The sequence below is a fragment of the Clostridium beijerinckii genome (genome assembly GCF_036699995.1).
In the GTDB taxonomy this organism is placed as follows: domain Bacteria; phylum Bacillota; class Clostridia; order Clostridiales; family Clostridiaceae; genus Clostridium; species Clostridium helianthi.
On the sequence record NZ_CP144906.1, the window covers coordinates 1,970,554 to 1,989,408 of the forward strand.

Here is an 18,855-nt window from a genome sequence, read left to right on the forward strand (position 1 = left end):
CACACGCGAAAATAAAAATTATTAAGGAGGGTATTTGTAATGAAGTATGACTTTGAAACACTAGTATCTCGAAATAATGTAGGTGCAAGTAAGTGGAATTTGATGAGAAAAATTAATAATGATGTTAGTGAATCTATAGTACCTTTTTCTGTTGCAGATATGGAATTTAAAAATCCACCAGAAATTATTGATGGACTTAAAGAGTATATAGATTCCAGTATTATGGGATACACAGAAGCTACTGATAAGTATTATAAAGCAGTATGTAATTGGATGGAAAGAAGACATAGATGGAATATAGATAAAGAATGGATTACTGAGTTCTCAGGTGTTGTGCCAGCACTATATACAATTGTTAGAGCGCTTACTAAAGAGGAAGATAATGTTTTAGTGATGACTCCAGTATATTATCCGTTTTATAAAGCAATTACAGATAATAATAGAAAGATAATAAAAAGTGAATTAATACTTAATGAAGATCATTATGAAATAAATTTTGAAGATTTCGAAGAGAAGGCCAAATTAGAGGATACCAAACTACTAATTTTATGTAATCCACATAATCCAGTCGGACGTGTTTGGAGTGAAGATGAGTTAAAAAATATTGGTAGAATATGCAGTGAGAATAATGTTATTGTAGTATCCGATGAAATTCATTTTGATCTAATAATGCCTGGGTTTAAACATACAGTTTTTGCAAATATATCTGAGGAGTTTGCGAATAATTCAGTTATTTGTACAGCACCAAGCAAGACTTTTAACTTAGCAGGTCTTCAAGTTTCTAACATTATTATTAAAAATAAAAAAATAAGAGATAAAGTCAGGTTTGAACGTAGAAAGTCTATAGGAAATTTAGGCCTTAATATTTTTGGATATAAAGCATGTGAAATTGCTTATAATGAATGCGAGCAATGGCTTGAGGAACTTATACAGATTATAAATAAGAATAGAAAAGTCGTTAAAGACTTTTTTAAAAGTAATATTCCTGAGGTTAATATAATAAACCTAGAAGGAACTTATTTGCAATGGCTAGATTTTAGAACATTGGAGAAGGATCATAAAGCATTGGAAAAATTTATGACAACAGAAGCAATGTTTTTCCTAGATGAAGGTTATGTTTTTGGCGATGAGGGGAAAGGGTTTGAGAGAATAAACTTAGCATGTCCAACAAGGGTACTTGAAGAGGCATTAGATAGATTATTAGAAGCTGTAGAGAGATGCTACAGATAGACATGCTAAATATCATTCTAAATAGTTATTTTATTCAAATCCAATAAAAATGAAACTATATTTATATGAACAATTATTTATAGAAATATAGTTTTAAAGTAATATATGATTAAATTTATCTATGTATATAGGAAAATATGTTTCTATATACATAGGAACATATATAAATATTTATAGGAATAATGCGGGTTAAAGAGGGTAAAACTTATAATGTTCTTAAAAAAGTATTATAAGGCAGACTATCATAGAAAAAGTACTGGAAAACTATTATTGACAAAAATTATACTATAAGATATCATAAGTGAGAGTTCAAATTTCATGATTAACAGTTTAAAGTTAATCATTAAGTTTATGTGAGTTAAAGTAATAATATAATATATAAAAGCAATGAAAAAGAGGAGTAAAAATTTTTAAGCATTAAAAGGAAACTCATGAAAAATTGAGGAGTACAGTTCTTTTGGCTAAATTCGTAGGATAAGAAAGCTCACTCAGACGAGTTGAGGAGTACAATTCTTTGAACTAAATTATAGACTTAGAAGAACTAGGAAGAGAGAGGGAGGCGCTGAAAACCCTTATGCAAGAAATTTTGAAGGTAGCTTTTGAGCTTCTTTAGTGAAATAATAGTAGCTAAAGACGGTTTATCTGAATCGTTATTTAAATTAAGAGTCCATTAATGCAGTAATTCTGTATATGTGGAAATAAAGGTGGTACCGCGAGCTTTCGTCCTTTTGTGATGAGGGCTCTTTTTGCGTTGAGAATCAAAATTTTATATTTTGTTCTTGGAACTTTCATTGTAGATATTTTATATTCGTTTATTCGAAAGTCCAAAGTGAATGAATGGGAGTCAGCTTTGATTTATTAAGACACAGCAATTGCAGTGCATATTCTAAAGAATATATATTCTTAGGAATAAATATTCTTTACAATATTTATTGTTTAGAATATAAAAAGTTAACAAGTTAATTGTTAGTTTAACTAAGTTTGGAGGAATTAAAATGTCAGAAGAAATAAAAAATATATCAACTACATATGATCCAAAAGAATTTGAAGATAGGATCTATAAAAATTGGGAGGAGAAGGGATACTTTACTCCAGTAATCGATAAGAATAAAAAACCATATACAATAATCATGCCGCCACCAAATATAACTGGGCAGCTTCACTTAGGGCATGCATTTGACGATACTCTTCAAGATATGCTTATCAGATTTAAGAGAATGCAAGGATATTGTACATTATGGTTACCTGGAGAAGACCATGCGTCAATTGCGACAGAAGTTAAAGTTGCAAATCAGTTAGCAGAACAAGGTTATGATAAGAAAGAAATGGGAAGAGAAGCATTCCTTGAAAAAGTTTGGGAATGGAGTGACAAGTATAGAGCTACAATAAGAAACCAAGTTAAAAAGCTTGGAGTATCTGCAGACTTTACAAGAGAAGCATTTACAATGGATGAAAATCTTAGTGCAGCTGTAAAACATGTATTTGTTAAGCTTTATAATGAAGGTTTAATTTATCAAGGAAATAGAATTACTAACTGGTGTACTCACTGCCAAACAGCTTTATCAGATGCAGAAATTGAATATGAAGAACAAGCAGGTCATTTCTGGCACATTAACTATCCATTAGCTGATGGATCAGGAGTTCTTGAAATTGCAACAACAAGACCTGAAACTTTACTTGGAGATAGCGGTGTTGCTGTTAATCCTAATGATGAAAGATATAAGAATTTAATCGGAAAAACTGTAATATTACCACTTGTAAACAGAGAAATTCCTATAGTTGGAGACGATTATGTTGACTTAGAATTTGGAACTGGTGCAGTTAAGATGACTCCAGCCCATGATCCTAACGACTTTGAAGTTGGTAAAAGACATAACTTAGAAATCATAAGAGTAATGGATGATAAGGGAATTATCAACGAAAAAGGTGGTAAATATAAAGGTCTAGATAGATATGAAGCAAGAAAAGCCATAGTTAAGGATTTAGAAGAAGCAGGTCTTTTAGTTAAGGTAAAGGATCACGCTCATAATGTTGGAACTCATGATAGATGCGGAACTACAGTAGAACCTATAATCTCAAAACAATGGTATGTTAAAATGGAAAGTCTTGCAAAGCCAGCGGTAGAAGTAGTTAAGAATGGCAAAACTAAATTTGTTCCTGAAAGATTTGATAAGATATACTTCAACTGGATGGAAAATATCCAAGACTGGTGTATTTCAAGACAATTATGGTGGGGACATAGAATTCCAGTATACTATTGTCAAGATTGCGGAGAAATGATGGTACTTGAAGATGCACCAAAATCATGTACTAAATGTGGAAGCTCTAATATTAAGCAAGATAATGATGTACTTGATACATGGTTCTCTTCAGCATTATGGCCATTCTCAACACTTGGCTGGCCAAACAAAACAGAAGACTTAGAATACTTCTATCCAACAAGTACATTAGTTACAGGACATGATATTATCTTCTTCTGGGTTGCAAGAATGATATTCTCAGGACTTCACTGCATGGGAGAAACTCCATTTAATACAGTGCTTATTCATGGTTTAATTAGAGATTCTCAAGGTAGAAAGATGAGTAAATCATTAGGAAATGGTGTTGATCCGCTAGAAGTAATTGAAACTTATGGTGCTGATGCTTTAAGATTTATGATAGCTACTGGTAATGCTCCAGGAAATGATATGAGATATTACCCTGAAAGAGTTGAATCATCAAGAAACTTTGCAAATAAGATTTGGAATGCTTCAAGATTTGTAATGATGAACCTTGATAAAGAAGTGATGAACAGATATAAAGACTGCAAAGAATATTCTTTAGCTGATAAGTGGATATTATCAGAAATGAATACTTTAATAAAAGAAGTAACAGAAAACATGGAAAAATATGAACTTGGAATTGCTATGCAAAAAGTTTATGACTTTATGTGGACTGAGTTCTGTGATTGGTATATAGAACTTGTTAAACCTGTATTTTATGGTGATGATGAAAAGGCTAAGGGAATAGTTTATAACGTATTAAATACGGTTTTAATTACAGGATTAAAATTACTACATCCAGCTATGCCATTTATAACAGAAGAAATCTTCACTCACTTAAGTGATGAAGAAACAATAACAACTTCGGCTTGGCCTGAATTTGATGAAGCTTTAGTAAATAAAGAAGCAGAAGATGATATGGCATTTGTAATTGAAGCTATAAAAGGTTTAAGAAATGTTAGAGCTGAAATGAACGTACCACCATCAAGAAAGGCAAAAGTAATCTGCTATATAGCTGAAGATGCTAAAAAAGCATTTAACTCAGGTGTAGCATACATTGAAAAGCTAGCGTCTGCATCAGAAGTAGAATTTATAAGTGATAAGGCTAATGTTCCTGCAAATGCTGTATCTTTAGTTGTTAAAGGTGGAGAATTATTCATGCCACTACTTGATCTTGTAGATAAAGATAAGGAATTAGATAGATTAAATAAAGAAGCAAAGAAACTAGAAGGAGAAATTGATAGAATAGACAAAAAGTTAGGAAATCAAGGTTTCGTTGCTAAAGCTCCAGCAGCAGTTGTTGATGCTGAAAAAGAAAAGAGAGTTAAGTATGTTGAAATGTTAGAAGCTGTTAAAGTAAGAATTGAAGCTTTAAAATAATTTTAATGAAATTCAGTAAAAGATATTACTAAGTTCCTTGGAACTTAGTAATATCTTTTTATTTCTTTAAAATTTATATAAATTCAAAGATAAGGGGGATTAGAGTATATAACCAAACATGCATTGAATTATTAACTGCACAATAATTTTAATTATCATATAGTTAGTAAGATAAAAAGTTAAAAATTTTTGCAAGGTAAGGATATAATAGGAGGATTATTAATATATATAATTCTAGAATAATATATATGGAGGGTTTGAATTTTGAAAACGAGAAGGCATTTACTTAACTTAATTTTTTGGATATCCTTATCAATCTTATTTAATATTATTATATATTACACAAGAGGTGAAACATCAGCAATAGAATACTTTGGTGGTTACATAGTAGAGATGTCGTTAAGTTTAGATAATTTATTCTTATTTCTAATGATATTTTCAAGTTTTAGAATACAGGAAGAATACCAGGAAAGGATACTTCTATATGGTGTTATAGGAGCTATGGTGTTAAGGCTGATTTTCATTTTACTTGGCGTAGCTATAGTGAATAAATTTAGTTTTATATTATCTATATTTGGAGTATTATTGCTGCTTAGTGGTGCAAAAATATTTCTTAGGGAAGATGATAATATTCAATTTCATGATAACTTGGCAGTTAAGATATTAAGAAGAATAATGCCTATAACAAATGTTTTACATGGAAATAAATTTTTTGTTAGGCAGAATAAGATTATTTATGCTACACCTCTTTTTATAGTACTTTTAATAATAGAATTTTCAGATATTATTTTTGCAATAGATTCAATCCCAGCTATTTTTTCAATAACAACGGATACTTTCATAGTTTATACCTCTAATATTTTTGCAATTTTAGGACTTAGAAGTATGTACTATATATTAGAAAAGATGAATAATATGTTCAAGTTCATGAAATATGGAGTTGGATGTATATTAATTTTTACTGGGATAAAGTTAGTAATATTGTTTTGGGAAATTGAAATTTCAGTTACGAATTCTGTATTGATTATATTATCTATTTTATTGGCTAGTATATTAATATCTCTATTATGGAGTGAATTTGATAAGTTTAGAAATTGGTGTAAAAGAAGATCATAAATATTATAAAAAAGGCGCAAAGCCACAATACGGATCTTAACCACAGTTGCATTCGATTTTGCTCTTGAAGAATTATAGAATAAATTTAGTTCAGAGATGTTTTTGTTTAGCTTTTAATTAGTCATTTCACTAGAATTAAGATATAATGTAAAGTAAATACATACTATTTAGAATTTGCATTTATAGAAAAACATAAAAGACAAAGAGGTAAGAAAAATGAGCATGACTTATAAAGACGCAATGGATTATATTACAAGCGTGGGGAAGTTTGGATCTAATTATGGACTTGAAAGAACTTTTAGAATTTTAGAGTTACTTGGAAATCCACATGAAAAACTCAAACTTATCCATATTGCAGGGACTAATGGCAAGGGATCAACTACAGCTATGATATCAAAAATATTAATTGGAATGGGATATAAAGTAGGAATGTATACATCCCCATATTTAGAAGAATTTGAAGAAAGAATTCAGATAAATGGCAGTAATATTAGCAAGAAATCATTAGTAGACTTAGTAGAAGAAATTAAATTAGTGGTTAATAAAGTAATTGAAGAAGGATATGAACATCCTACTGAGTTTGAAATTATAACTGCTTTAATGTTTTTGTATTTTTATAGAGAAAAAATAGATTATGGAGTAATTGAAGTCGGTCTTGGCGGAAGATTAGATTCTACCAATGTACTAACACCTAAGGTTAGTGTAATAACATCAGTAAGTTTAGATCATATAAATATATTAGGTGATAATTTAAAAGATATTGCAAAAGAAAAAGCCGGAATTATCAAAGAAAATGTACCAGTTGTACTCTATCCTCAAAAAAAAGAGGCTGAAGAAGTAATATTAAAAATAGCGGAAGAAAAAAACTCAAAAGTATATTTTGTGAATAAGGAAAATGGAAAATTGGTTGATATCAATTATGATGACTTTTATCAAAATGTAGTTGTTAAAAGTATTAAAAATATATATAAGATTAAATTTCCTTTGCTTGGAGAACATCAAATATTAAATTTGGGAGTTGCTTTAAGCGCAGTAGAGGTGCTATGCGAGAATGAAAAAATAGAATTAAATACAAGCTTAATTGAGAAAGCCTTACAGGAAGTTGTATGGATAGGAAGACTCGAGGTCTTAAAAAAGAAGCCTACGATAGTAATTGATGGGGCACACAATATAGATGGAATCAAAGCTCTTAGAAAAAATATAGAAAAGTATTTTAAATACAATAAATTATATTTGTTGCTTGGTATTTTAGCGGATAAGCAAGTAAAAGAAATGGTACATGAAATAACACCATTAGCTGAAAAAGTTTATGCACTTACACCACATAGTGAAAGAGCTGAACTTAGTGAAGATTTGAAAGAGGAAATATTAAACTATAATTCAAATACTATTGCATTAGAAAGTTATGAGGATGCTTTTTCTTTAGCATTAAAAGAAGCTAAGGAAGAGGATTTAATTGTAGTTAGTGGATCATTATACATGATTGGAGATATGAGAAAAATTATAAGAAATAAGTTTCCTAATAAGTAGAGTTGGGGCACATAAATATTTTCTGAATTAGTATAAAAGAATATAAATCAAAAAATTCCGAGGCGAGCTTCGGAATTTTGATTAAAAGGAGTAGTGAAAGTTATATGGTTAAGAGAGAAATAGAAAACGACATTAAGAATAAGAACTCAATCTATTATGATTTAAAAGAATTTCGTGATAGAAATCCAGATACACTATATAGCTATCAAGACTTTGAAGTGGCTGGAAGAAGGGAATTTAAGATTATTACGAACAAAGTTCGTAAACTTCAGGATTATGAAAAGAATAGGCTGGCTAGTGAGCTAGTGGGACATCTATATAATTATGCTTTGGATGAAGGAAAATTATCAAGTGTCCATGATTATATTACATTAAATCCAATTATCGGTTATTATGAAAACTTGATTAAAATCTTCAAAGACTCGATGGAGAGTAATAAAGAGATATTGCAAGCAATGAGCAAGAGAGTAAATAATCTGCTTAAAGAGAGTTCATATTCAGAAGAGGTGAAACTAGGGATACTACTTTCGCCTATATGCAGTATTAAAAACTTGAAGGATATATTAAATGTGTTTTCTATTCATAATGAATATATTTTCTATACAATCAAGGCTTGTGAGTATATCGGAAGTTGTAATAATATAATTTTTGAAATTTCAAAGAAATCTAAAGGATATGGAAAGATATTTTGTATAATGAATCTTACTCCTACAACTTATGAGATAAAAAAATGGATGATAGAAGAAGGTAGTGATAATAGTGTTGGGATTACAGAATTATTATCTTACACTATGCTTTCATTAGATCTTTTGAGCTACTTGGAGGATACAAAATTTTCTGAAGGAGAGATTGAAGTTTTTTCAAAATCTTTCAGTACATTGCTTTCGGACTATAGTTTGGATGATATTAAGAATTCAGCAAAAGTTTGCAATAAGTTATTAGAAATTATTGATAATATAGGTGGTGGCATATATTCGTTATATGCTGTAATTTCAATTTTATATTCAATAGAAGCTATTATTATTGATGAATATAAGAATAAAGGAAATTCAAATTCGTATAAATTAAATAATGATTATAAAGAAATAATAGATAATTGTAAAAAAATTTGCAAAAAAGAGTTGTGGCACAATGTAATTGCCAATGAAGTTCCAAATATAGAAATTGAAAGTAGTGTACTAATAAGTTGTGCAGATAGAACGAAGTATAAATTAAAGAAAAGTGAATTTGAATTAATTATAAAAAGAGATTACACTAATGCACTTTTATATAAATATGCATTTTCCATTGGGAATAAGGCTATAAAAAAATGTGCTTTTAAATTAGGATTAAAAAAATTACCAATGACCGAAATACTAAGCGGACAAGATGAATTAAAAATAGAAAATCTACTTTATGAGGATATAGCACAAATTTGTTTCTTTATAATTATAAAATATGCACAATATGAAGATTTTATAGATGAATATAAGGATATTAACTTTCAGGCGCTAAAATCACCTTTAATTGAGACTAGAATTCAAGCGGCTGCAAATCTTCAAAGATTTAAAGAAGAGTTTGATTCATTGGATAAAGAAACTATTAAGGACGCTATTAGCACAGAGATTGTTAGTGATGTACGAAGAGTGTTAAATTCACTTTTAATTAAATCAAGTAGCAAAAAGAATAAGAAATATGTTGAAATAGATGAGAATATGCATATTGATGCTCATGTTAAAGATATATATTTAACCAGTGTAAATATTGCTGGAACAAGCTATTTTGATATGAGTGAAATATACCATAAATTATTAGAAGATGATATGGTATATTTAAAAAGAGATTTTGATAATGAATATGATAAAAATGCGATTGAAGTTATAACAACTGAAGGATTTGTAATGGGGTATGTTCCAAAAGACAATAATTTAATATTAAAGAATTTAATAGATAAAGGTAAATATCTTTATGGAAAAGTAGAAGAGATAAGCGAAGATTATAGTGCTATAAAAATTCAAATATATCTAAGTTATAAAGATGTAATTGAGGAAATAACAAGTACTTTGTCATTACTATCAGGGGAGAGAGAAGATTACTTGCAATAAAAATAGTACAGATTGAAGTTTAATAAAATGTAAAAACCATGCATAAAAAAGAAGATTTTCTTTACTTATGCATGGTTTTTATGTTAGCAAAATTGAATAAATTATTGCTAGAACTTTATAGTCTATTTTTTAGTTTATAGAATTTTCTTTCTTCCAAGCTAATAGTGCTTTTGATAGCTGATCAGGACAAGATGTTCCTTTATTTCTGCAATCTATTCCGCCTAATCTTTTTATTATATCATCCACAGGCATACCTTTAACTAATTGTCCAATGCCTAATAAGTTTCCAGCACATCCTCCAACAAATTCAACATCTTTAAGAATATTATTCTCAATTTCAAGATTTATAGTAGATGAACAAACACCAGTTGTTTTATATGAAAACATTCCACACACTCCTTAAGATAAAATATAACTATATACATGAAAAGTAAGCAGCTATAAGAATTCGCAAAAATTACTCACTTTGAAAATGTAATTAGTTAACCTCCCTTTATTATACAAGAAATTTGTCAATAAATAAAGATAATGAAGTTAATAAGTTGTACCAATAATATATATTCGGAATATATTATAGATAGTAGAATGATTATCTTAAAAGGGGGGGATGGAGTGAGTTATATTGTTTTATGCAATACTGGTTCAGATAGTTTAAATAAAATAAACACTGAGAATCTAAATACTCAAAATATAGTTTTATCTATTGGTGAAGGTCCATTTGGCCCTCATGGATTATCATTATATAAAAATAAGCTATTAGTTGCGAATAACTATAATAATAGCATATCGTTGATAGATTTTAATAGTTTTAAAGAAGAAGGCAATATATATGTAGGAGCGCATCCAAATGATATAGTGGCTTATAATGACATTGCTTATGTTTCATGTGGAGAATCTGACTCTTTAATAATATACGATTTGCTAAATGAGAGGATTAATTTCGAAATACCAACAGGAAGATTTCCTCATAATATCACATTATTAGAAGATAGAAATTCAGTTTTTATAAGTAATATGGGAGATGACAGCATATCTATAATTGACTATATAAATAATAAGGAGATAAAACGAATTAAAGTGGAAAATACTCCTGCAAAGATAAACGTATCACAAAATAAAAAATACTTATACGTATGCATGAGTTATCTTGGGCATGATAAAAATGGTAGTATTGGAATAATAGATTTAAATACTCTTGAATTAATAAATAAAATTCAAGTTGGACACTCTCCAGTAGATTTATTTGAAGAAGACAACTTCCTATATGTTTCTAATTTATGTGATGGCTCCATAAGTATAGTAAATTTAAATGAACTTAAAGAAGAGGAAAAAATTAATATTGGCGGAATGCCTAGAGGAATAGTAAAATCTAGAGATAACATATTTGTTGGAGATTTTTTGAATGGAGTACTGAAGATAATAGATATGAAAGATATGAGAATAAAAACCATACCAATAGGAAATGAACCCAATGGTATGACTTTAACTTAGACATATGAAAGAAAATAACAAGTCCAAAATACCATGATTATTTTTCATCAGGCAAGGAAGTAGAATGGGCTCATAGCGGGCTATTAGGGCAATCTGCTGATGAACAGAGAACCCAAATCTATGATTTGGTGTGAATCGCTTACTCAGTGAGCGCATGCGAGTCGAGCTTCCAATGGTGGAAAATAGGCGTGGCAGATGGAACTGTTATTTTTTTGATTATGTCTTAAATCGATAAAAGTAACTTTAATTAATTAATAAACTTATTATATTGGTATAAATCTCAGAAGGATTTTCTTTCCATTTAGCACAAATTGAAGTAGCTTGATTTTTAGATGGAACTGATAATTTTAATTCCATTAATAACGAGTCGTTTTCTACAGCTTTAAGGTTAACGATAAAACTATCGTTTGCACCTAATGTGTAATCAGAGTGTATAGTTAATTCCTTTTTTATAGACTCTATTTTTTCTTTTATATAGTCATTAATAGTAGACATTTTTGAAGGGGATATTCTATCTTTAAATAAAGAGAGAACATTATCTCCTTTTTCTGTTAATATCAATAATTTTTTATCATTCACATCATGATATTCAACGAATTTAGATTCCTCAAGCTCTGATAAATATTGCTGGAATGTAAAATAATTAATAAAGTTATTTTCAAGAATTATTTCAGTAAGCTGAGTATTTGATATAGGATTTTTTATTGATTTTAAAACATATAACATTAATAACTTATTTTCTGCTAATTCTGATGAACTTTCGTACATAATTACCTCCATAATTGATGAAAATCTCCTTTTATTATAACACAAATTTTTTTTTAGTGAATAGGAGTATAGTATAATTTATAAGTTTAAGTTTACTTAATAGCATAAAAAAATATGTAATGCATATAGTTTAAATATAAAATATAAAGTTAAAAGGAGCATGGAAGGTGACGTGGAAGAAAAAGAGAATCGGCATTGACATATTTTTGATTATCTTTTTAGTGTTTATATCAATAGGTATTAGCAAAGCAACACAGGCAATGGGGAATATTCATGAGGAAGATCCTATATATTGTGTTGATACTAGCGAAAAAGTTGTTAGTTTAACATTTGATATAAATTGGGCAGAAAAAGATAATTTGAATGTAATATTAGACATATTGGACAAATATAATATAAAAGGAACATTCTTCATAATGGGAGGATGGGTAAATTATAGCGAGGACAATGTGGAGAAGCTTAAGGCAATAAAGGAGAGGGGGCATGAAATAGGAAATCATAGCTACAAACATCCTATGTTTACTAAAATAGGAGCAGATAGAATGAAAGAGGAGATAGAAAAAACTAATGATACAATTGAAAAATATACAGGTGAAAGACCTAAGTTATTTAGGTTCCCAAGTGGAGATTATAATAAAGAGGCTTTTTCAAAAGTAAGAAACTTAGGATATGTGCCAATTCAATGGAGTGTTGATTCTGTAGATTGGAAAGAGGTATCCGAAGAAACTGAATATAACAGAGTTATGAAAAACGTTAAACCAGGATCTATACTTCTTTTTCATAATAATGCAAAGTATACTCCAAATAATTTAGATAGAATTATTAAAGAACTAAAGGATAAAGGATATGAGTTTAAATCAGTAGGTCAAATGATATATCCAGATAATTATAGCGTAGACAATCAAGGAATTCAACATAAAGTGAAACTTGATTCAGCTGGGGCTGAATCTTAGCTGAACTTATAACCCCAAGGGTCATAATGTCCAGGGACTAGTGCCACTTACTACTATTTTTAAAATTGTGATTTATTAAGGGCAATTAGTCATCGGATAAAAATAATTAATATTTATTGAAAATAAACTAGTTTTTGTATTATAATGGTAATATATGCTAGTGGGAGCATATATTACACAAAATAAAATAATTTCCGATGGAGAGAGGGATTACAATGGATAATTTGATGTTAAATAACAAAATTTACCTTGAAGGCAAGGTAACATCTGGATTAGAGTTTAGTCATGAAATGTATGGGGAGGGTTTCTACACTTTTGATTTAGATGTAATGAGATTAAGTGATTCAGTGGATAAATTAAATATCACTGTTTCAGAAAGATTACTAAGTGACATAAAGCTTGATGAGGGTGTAGAAATAATTGTTGAAGGTCAACTTAGATCTTATAACAAATTTATTGATGGATCTAACAAGCTAATACTTACTGTTTTTGCAAGAAACATTGAACCATGTATAGAAAGAAGTAAAAATCCAAATGAAATATTTTTAGATGGGTATATATGTAAGGAGCCTATTTATAGGACTACACCATTTGGGCGTGAGATTGCTGATGTATTACTTGCTGTAAATAGAGCTTATAATAAATCAGATTACATCCCAACTATTGCATGGGGAAGGAACTCAAGATTCTGTCAAACTTTAAATGTTGGAGATAATATTAAGGTATGGGGAAGACTTCAAAGCAGAGAATATCAAAAAAAGGTATCTGACAATGAAGTTGTGAAAAAGATTGCATATGAGGTATCAATCTCAAAAATGGAGAGAGCTAATAAGGAAGAGAGCACTGGAGAAGAGGGCGCAGTATAGAATTGTTTATTTAGCTAAAATAAATATTCTAATTCTAAATTCGAAAAAGCTATAAGCATTATGTAATATAAAATATAGTATTTTTTCTGGTAAATAAAAAGGTTTCAATTAATATAGATTTATTGAAACCTTTTATTTAATTATGAGAAATAACTAGTGTGTTAATTTTATACATCTGATAGTTACTTTCTCTATAATATATTATGTAATTTTAAATTTCTAATAGAAAATAATTACTTTCTTAAATCATCTAATATTTGAGTTTTATCTTTTGTCTTGTCATCTACTGCCTTGATTATCTTAGCAGGTGAACCAGCTACAACAACGTTGTCTGGAACATCTTCTGTAACAACAGAACCAGCAGCTACAACACTACCTGCACCTATCTTAACGCCTTCAAGGATTACAGAATTAGCACCAATTAAGGCATTATCTCCAATCATGCATGGTTCTTTGCTTGGTGGCTCTAATACTCCAGCAACAACAGCACCAGCACCTAAGTGAACATTCTTACCTAATTGTCCACGAGCACCAACTACAGCATTCATATCGACCATAGTTCCATCTCCGATTTCAGCTCCAATGTTTATTACTGCACCCATCATTATAACTGCATTTTTACCAATAGTAACCTTATCTCTAATGATAGCACCTGGCTCAATTCTAGCATCAACTTCAAGCAAATCTAGCATTGGAATAGCAGAATTTCTTCTATCATTTTCTATTCTAAAGTGTTTTATAAGATGTTTATTATCTAAAACTATTTTAGTTATAGAATCAGATTCTCCCATTAGTATATAAAATCCGTTAGAACCGTACCACTCTACATCATTCATTTCAGCATTGCTTAAATCTCCATTAACATAGACTTTTACTGGAGTAGATTTTTTTGATTCCTTAATAAATCTAGCAATTTCATAAGGATCCGTTAAATTATATGACATTATATCACCCTTTCCATTATTTTCGCAATCATCCTTATTATAATAAAGATTGAACGCAATTAAAAGGGGAATAAGTAAAAAAACACAAATAGTTTGAATCAATTTTAGTAATGAGGTAAAATAAGTTTATATTGCAAAACGGGGGCGCATAAATTATGAATAAACAAGTAGAGAAAATACAAATCTCAGGAATAAGAAGATTTGCCGAGAAAGTTAAGAAAGTTGAAGGAGCAATATCACTAACCATTGGGCAGCCAGATTTTCCTGTGCCAATAGATATATCGGAGGCTATGATTCAGGCTATAAGAGATAATAAAACAGTTTATACATCAAATGCAGGTGTTGACGAACTTAGAGAAGAAATCTGCAATTACTTAAAAACATTTGATATTGAATATAGTAAAGATGAAATATGCATAACAGTTGGTGGAAGTGAAGGGTTATATTCAGTATTATTTGCTATTATGAATTCAGGAGATAAAATATTAATACCTGGGCCTGCTTATCCGGCCTATGAAAATATCTCTATAATGATAGGAGCAGATGTAGTAACTTATCCTCTAAATGAAGATTTCACATTAGATGTAGATAAAATTAAAGAAAAATTAGAGAGTGAAAATATTAAGGTATTAATGCTGTCATTTCCATCAAATCCTACAGGGGCAATTTTATCTAAAGAGCAAAGAAATGAACTTGTTGAATTGATAAAAAATAAGGATATCATAGTAATAACAGATGAAATGTATTCGTCCATAATTTTTGATGATTATTATTCAATAGCGCAGGCAAGAGAAATAAAAGATAAAGTTATATATGTAAGTGGGTTTTCCAAAATATTTTCTATGACAGGGCTTAGAATAGGTTATGTTGCGTGCTGTGAACAGTACATGAAAGAAATAATGAAAGTACATCAATATGGTGTTTCGTGTGCACCTTCTATTGCACAATATGGAGTTCTTGAAGGGCTAAAAAAATCTTTAGATGATGTAGAAAATATGAGAAAAACTTTTGAAAGAAGAAAAGACTACTGCTTGAATAGATTAAGGGATCTTAATTTGGAGGTTGCAGAACCTAAGGGAGCCTTTTATATATTTCCTTCAATTAAAAAGTTCAATATGTCTTCTGAAGAGTTTTGTGAAAAGTTATTGAATGAAGGAAAGCTTGCTTGTGTACCAGGTACAGCCTTTGGTGATTTAGGGGAAGGATATATGAGAATTTCATATTGCTATAGTGATGAAATTTTAAAAGAGGCATTTGACAGATTTGAGAGATTTTTAAAATTGAATTTTCCAAATTGCTAATTAAAGAATTTTAGAAATAATGAGGAGTAAATATTACTAACTTTTTATTTTTAAAAAGTCTTTATATAAATAAAAATATATAGGGGGCGTCACAATGGGTGAATTTAAAAATGTAACAGCAGTTAAAAAAGCAAATGTGTATTTTGATGGAAAGGTAACTAGCAGAACCATTATATTTGAAGATGGTGAAAGAAAAACTTTGGGGATAATGTTACCTGGGGATTACGAATTTGGAACTGGAGACAAAGAGGCGATGGAGATCCTAGGAGGGGCGATGGATGTAAAATTACCAGGTTCAGATAAATTTGTTACATACAAAGAAGGAGATACTTTTATAGTACCTGCAAACTCTAAATTCAGTCTAATAATAAAAGAAGTGGCAGATTACTGTTGCTCTTATATTAAAGAATAGTCAATGTATTAAAAATACTTATAAAGATATAGATATGAAAGCATCTGTTTTTACAGGTGCTTTTTTCTTCATGGTGTGCCGAGCATGGGAGCTTGCTAAATAAAGAAAAACTTAATAACTATCCGAAATAGGCTTAAGTAAATTTAGCAGGGGATTCACTATAACTGCTCTTCACTGTGTTACGTTGACATAATATTTATTTTTTTGTTAGTATTATATCATCAAAACAGAAGATTAAATATTAAGATATGGTGCAAAATATCGCAATGTCTTCAAGCAAGGATTATTGGTAGTGTAAAAAATATATGAAAAATCAATCCAACTACCATTTAATGTTAAATTATGTTTGCTAGTTGCCCTTGACACACCTAAAGATAAATGGTCTTAGGCAGTTAAGGACGGGTGAATGATAATTTTGAACATGACTAATAGACCCGCCTATTGAGATATTTTACCATTTATCTTTGTGGGCGTGTCAAGGGTGCGTTTCACCAACTGCTTTAGATCATTAGGCAGTTATTGTACAGTTATTTAGAACAAAGTCTTGAGATAGTTCAATAAATTTGCACCATCTAGTAGGCATGTTGGACATTGACTCTAACTCTTCAAGGATTACAGGAGTTTTGCCTTCAAGGGCAGAATGTGGTCTTAGAAAGTTAAAGTATGCCACAAACATAGTTACAAATGCAACCGACCCGTTAGGACTTCCGAAGCCAGTAGTAGCTCTATAATTGCCTTTAAAGGTTCGGTTAAGACGTTCAATAATTTGCTTCAATGGCCTATATTCTTTTGAAACTTCATCTTTATTGGTTAAGCCTATAACTTGAGTAACATCGAATTTTATACTATGGCTTGCAAAGAAGTGCTGTGCAAGAAGATATATAGGGTTACCATCAGTTATAAGATTAAGATCTTCAGGTATTTCTTTTAACTTACTTAGAACATCATCGATGGCTTTTACAGCCGTTTCGGTATCTCTATGTGGTGATACTCTGTAAGATAGAATAATCTTTTTAACAGCATCAAAAAAGAAGAAAATATAGTTCCACTTACCGTTAACTTTTATGTAGGTTTCATCGCCGCAGAAAGAGTCAGAAAGTTTATAATCGTAGTTATCTATAAATGGCTTAACTACAATTGAAACGGCATTAACATAGTTTAAAATTGCTTGATGAGATATTTTAATATCATGAATATCTTTAAGCAATGCAGCTGTCTTTCTGGAAGATAAACCGTAGTTAACGTAGTAAGTTAGAATGAGTCCTAAGGTGTAAGAAGAAATCATAATGTTTGGAAGAGAAACCTTTGATTTTACCGGACTTTCTTTAGAAAGTGGCTTAAAGTCAAAAGTGAAATCTCTAAATATGTATCTAACTTTGAACTTACCAGGATTCTTCTTAAAATCTTGTTTTTCAGATTTTGTCATTGATTTAAGATTATTTTGGTAAAAAGAGCAATTATCATTCTTACACTTATAAACGTAGAAATCCTTACGCGCCTTGATTCTTTCAAGTGTTTTACTGCAGTGAGGACATCTTAACACTATGGATTTCTGATAGTAATTTTTAGGATTGAATGTGGTATCACAGACTTTGCAAAGATATTGTCCTCGGCCTCCGTTATTATCGTAAAGATAGGTATGTGGAGCACCACACTTAGGACAGATAACATCCTTAGGAGCTAACGCTTTGTTTTTGCGAGGTTTCACAGGAGCAAATTCTTTGCCGTGCTTAAACTCATATTCAGCTATTAGAAGCTTATAGTTAAGTTTTTCGGGAACATCAAAGATTGGTTGATCATCTACTTGAAGCTTTCGGTATTCTTTCTTAACAGGTTCGTCCGAAATGCTTTTAAGCAAGTTTTTGCCAACCAGCAAAGTCATGAGATACTTTATAATTTCAATAAGATAAATTACAGTTTCAAGAAGAAACTTATTAATCATGGTAATAGCTTGCCTCCTTTTTTAGTTCAGTGTTTTTGTTTTGCAAGTATAAAATATCTTAACTTTTTGGGGGTGGCAAGTTATTTATATAAAAAATAAGAAAAATTAAAGGGTTGCTGCCTTAGTTAGATAAAAAACTTTGACAGTACCGGATTATTATAAAGGGTGAATGTATGAAAAAGATAATGAATGAACAATTAATTTATGAAGTACTTTCAGTTGTAGAAGAAATCCCTGAAGGGAAAGTGGCTACATACGGACAAATTGCCTGCCTTATTGGCAGAGACAAAAATGCACGGCTTGTTGGGAAGATTCTTAGTCAGGCAGAATTTTATGGGCAATATCCATGTCATCGTGTGGTAAATCATGCTGGAAGATTGGTACCAGGGTGGGATGACCAACGATTCCTGCTATTAGAAGAAGGTGTATCCTTTAAAAATAGTAATCATGTTGATATAAAGAAAAATAAGTGGGAATATTAGGGTGGAGATGCAAGATGAATGAACAGAATTATCTAAATTCTATTGATTCCCTTTAATAAAATATTTAATAATACAAGGAGATGTAATATTATAAA

General features: G+C 30.0%; 15 protein-coding genes. 11 read left to right on the plus strand and 4 right to left on the minus strand.

The genetic code is table 11. From position 1 onward, the window contains the following. Positions 1-39: 39 nt before the first annotated feature. From PZA12_RS09235 to PZA12_RS09255, 5 genes are all read left to right on the plus strand, one after another. A complete protein-coding gene (locus PZA12_RS09235) occupies positions 40-1,230 on the plus strand; it encodes a MalY/PatB family protein (RefSeq protein ID WP_078117098.1) in 1,191 nt (396 codons plus the stop codon). Positions 1,231-2,225: 995 nt separating this feature from the next. Beyond that, positions 2,226-4,871 (plus strand): valine--tRNA ligase, encoded by a 2,646-nt coding sequence (locus PZA12_RS09240; RefSeq protein ID WP_078117097.1) that lies wholly within the window; start codon positions 2,226-2,228, stop codon positions 4,869-4,871. Positions 4,872-5,135: 264 nt separating this feature from the next. Next, entirely contained in the window at positions 5,136-5,987 is an 852-nt protein-coding gene (locus PZA12_RS09245) for a TerC/Alx family metal homeostasis membrane protein (RefSeq protein WP_078117096.1), read from the plus strand. A gap of 216 nt (positions 5,988-6,203) precedes the next feature. After that, entirely contained in the window at positions 6,204-7,517 is a 1,314-nt protein-coding gene (locus tag PZA12_RS09250; RefSeq protein WP_078117095.1) for a bifunctional folylpolyglutamate synthase/dihydrofolate synthase, read from the plus strand. A gap of 104 nt (positions 7,518-7,621) precedes the next feature. Then, complete coding sequence (locus PZA12_RS09255; protein ID WP_103698889.1) at positions 7,622-9,601, plus strand: HIRAN domain-containing protein; 1,980 nt, start codon at positions 7,622-7,624, stop codon at positions 9,599-9,601. Between the two features lie 129 nt (positions 9,602-9,730). On the opposite strand, the gene PZA12_RS09260 is transcribed toward PZA12_RS09255, so the two are convergent. Continuing rightward, complete coding sequence (locus PZA12_RS09260) at positions 9,731-9,988, minus strand: TIGR03905 family TSCPD domain-containing protein (RefSeq protein ID WP_077829205.1); 258 nt, start codon at positions 9,986-9,988, stop codon at positions 9,731-9,733. Between the two features lie 225 nt (positions 9,989-10,213). Here PZA12_RS09260 and PZA12_RS09265 point away from each other — a divergent pair, with 225 nt between their 5' ends. Continuing rightward, positions 10,214-11,092 (plus strand): YncE family protein, encoded by an 879-nt coding sequence (locus PZA12_RS09265; protein ID WP_171983667.1) that lies wholly within the window; start codon positions 10,214-10,216, stop codon positions 11,090-11,092. A gap of 243 nt (positions 11,093-11,335) precedes the next feature. Here PZA12_RS09265 and PZA12_RS09270 read toward each other — a convergent pair whose 3' ends face one another. Beyond that, positions 11,336-11,860: a DUF4364 family protein gene (locus tag PZA12_RS09270; protein ID WP_011969111.1), complete on the minus strand. Its 525-nt coding sequence runs from the start codon at positions 11,858-11,860 to the stop codon at positions 11,336-11,338. 167 nt (positions 11,861-12,027) lie between these two features. Between PZA12_RS09270 and PZA12_RS09275 the strand changes: the two genes are divergently transcribed. Continuing rightward, positions 12,028-12,813, plus strand: a complete 786-nt coding sequence (locus tag PZA12_RS09275; protein WP_078117092.1) for a polysaccharide deacetylase family protein — start codon at positions 12,028-12,030, stop codon at positions 12,811-12,813. Between the two features lie 215 nt (positions 12,814-13,028). Continuing rightward, the gene (locus PZA12_RS09280) at positions 13,029-13,679 is read left to right on the plus strand and encodes a single-stranded DNA-binding protein (RefSeq protein ID WP_078117091.1); all 651 of its coding nucleotides are present in this window, start codon (positions 13,029-13,031) and stop codon (positions 13,677-13,679) included. A 233-nt stretch (positions 13,680-13,912) separates the two neighbouring features. On the opposite strand, the gene dapD is transcribed toward PZA12_RS09280, so the two are convergent. Beyond that, the gene (gene dapD, locus PZA12_RS09285) at positions 13,913-14,623 is read right to left on the minus strand and encodes a 2,3,4,5-tetrahydropyridine-2,6-dicarboxylate N-acetyltransferase (protein ID WP_011969114.1); all 711 of its coding nucleotides are present in this window, start codon (positions 14,621-14,623) and stop codon (positions 13,913-13,915) included. Positions 14,624-14,778: 155 nt separating this feature from the next. Here dapD and PZA12_RS09290 point away from each other — a divergent pair, with 155 nt between their 5' ends. Both PZA12_RS09290 and PZA12_RS09295 read left to right on the plus strand, forming a co-directional pair. Further along, positions 14,779-15,924, plus strand: a complete 1,146-nt coding sequence (locus PZA12_RS09290) for a pyridoxal phosphate-dependent aminotransferase (RefSeq protein WP_078117090.1) — start codon at positions 14,779-14,781, stop codon at positions 15,922-15,924. Between the two features lie 94 nt (positions 15,925-16,018). After that, entirely contained in the window at positions 16,019-16,336 is a 318-nt protein-coding gene (locus PZA12_RS09295) for a pyrimidine/purine nucleoside phosphorylase (protein WP_078117089.1), read from the plus strand. 508 nt (positions 16,337-16,844) lie between these two features. On the opposite strand, the gene PZA12_RS09300 is transcribed toward PZA12_RS09295, so the two are convergent. Then, complete coding sequence (locus PZA12_RS09300) at positions 16,845-18,278, minus strand: DDE-type integrase/transposase/recombinase (RefSeq protein WP_168983577.1); 1,434 nt, start codon at positions 18,276-18,278, stop codon at positions 16,845-16,847. A gap of 173 nt (positions 18,279-18,451) precedes the next feature. On the opposite strand from PZA12_RS09300, the gene PZA12_RS09305 reads away from it, so the two are divergent. Further along, a complete protein-coding gene (locus PZA12_RS09305) occupies positions 18,452-18,760 on the plus strand; it encodes an MGMT family protein (RefSeq protein WP_078117088.1) in 309 nt (102 codons plus the stop codon). The last annotated feature ends 95 nt before the right edge of the window (positions 18,761-18,855 follow it).

Excerpts from the sequence above, each read along its gene's own strand:
- PZA12_RS09250 (WP_078117095.1), top strand. The coding sequence starts at position 6,204 with ATGAGCATGACTTATAAAGACGCAATGGATTATATTACAAGCGTGGGG.
- PZA12_RS09260 (WP_077829205.1), bottom strand. The coding sequence starts at position 9,988 with ATGTTTTCATATAAAACAACTGGTGTTTGTTCATCTACTATAAATCTT.
- PZA12_RS09270 (WP_011969111.1), bottom strand. The coding sequence starts at position 11,860 with ATGTACGAAAGTTCATCAGAATTAGCAGAAAATAAGTTATTAATGTTA.
- PZA12_RS09255 (WP_103698889.1), top strand. The coding sequence starts at position 7,622 with ATGGTTAAGAGAGAAATAGAAAACGACATTAAGAATAAGAACTCAATC.
- dapD (WP_011969114.1), bottom strand. The coding sequence starts at position 14,623 with ATGTCATATAATTTAACGGATCCTTATGAAATTGCTAGATTTATTAAG.
- PZA12_RS09290 (WP_078117090.1), top strand. The coding sequence starts at position 14,779 with ATGAATAAACAAGTAGAGAAAATACAAATCTCAGGAATAAGAAGATTT.
- PZA12_RS09240 (WP_078117097.1), top strand. The coding sequence starts at position 2,226 with ATGTCAGAAGAAATAAAAAATATATCAACTACATATGATCCAAAAGAA.
- PZA12_RS09305 (WP_078117088.1), top strand. The coding sequence starts at position 18,452 with ATGAAAAAGATAATGAATGAACAATTAATTTATGAAGTACTTTCAGTT.
- PZA12_RS09235 (WP_078117098.1), top strand. The coding sequence starts at position 40 with ATGAAGTATGACTTTGAAACACTAGTATCTCGAAATAATGTAGGTGCA.
- PZA12_RS09300 (WP_168983577.1), bottom strand. The coding sequence starts at position 18,278 with ATGATTAATAAGTTTCTTCTTGAAACTGTAATTTATCTTATTGAAATT.
- PZA12_RS09295 (WP_078117089.1), top strand. The coding sequence starts at position 16,019 with ATGGGTGAATTTAAAAATGTAACAGCAGTTAAAAAAGCAAATGTGTAT.
- PZA12_RS09280 (WP_078117091.1), top strand. The coding sequence starts at position 13,029 with ATGGATAATTTGATGTTAAATAACAAAATTTACCTTGAAGGCAAGGTA.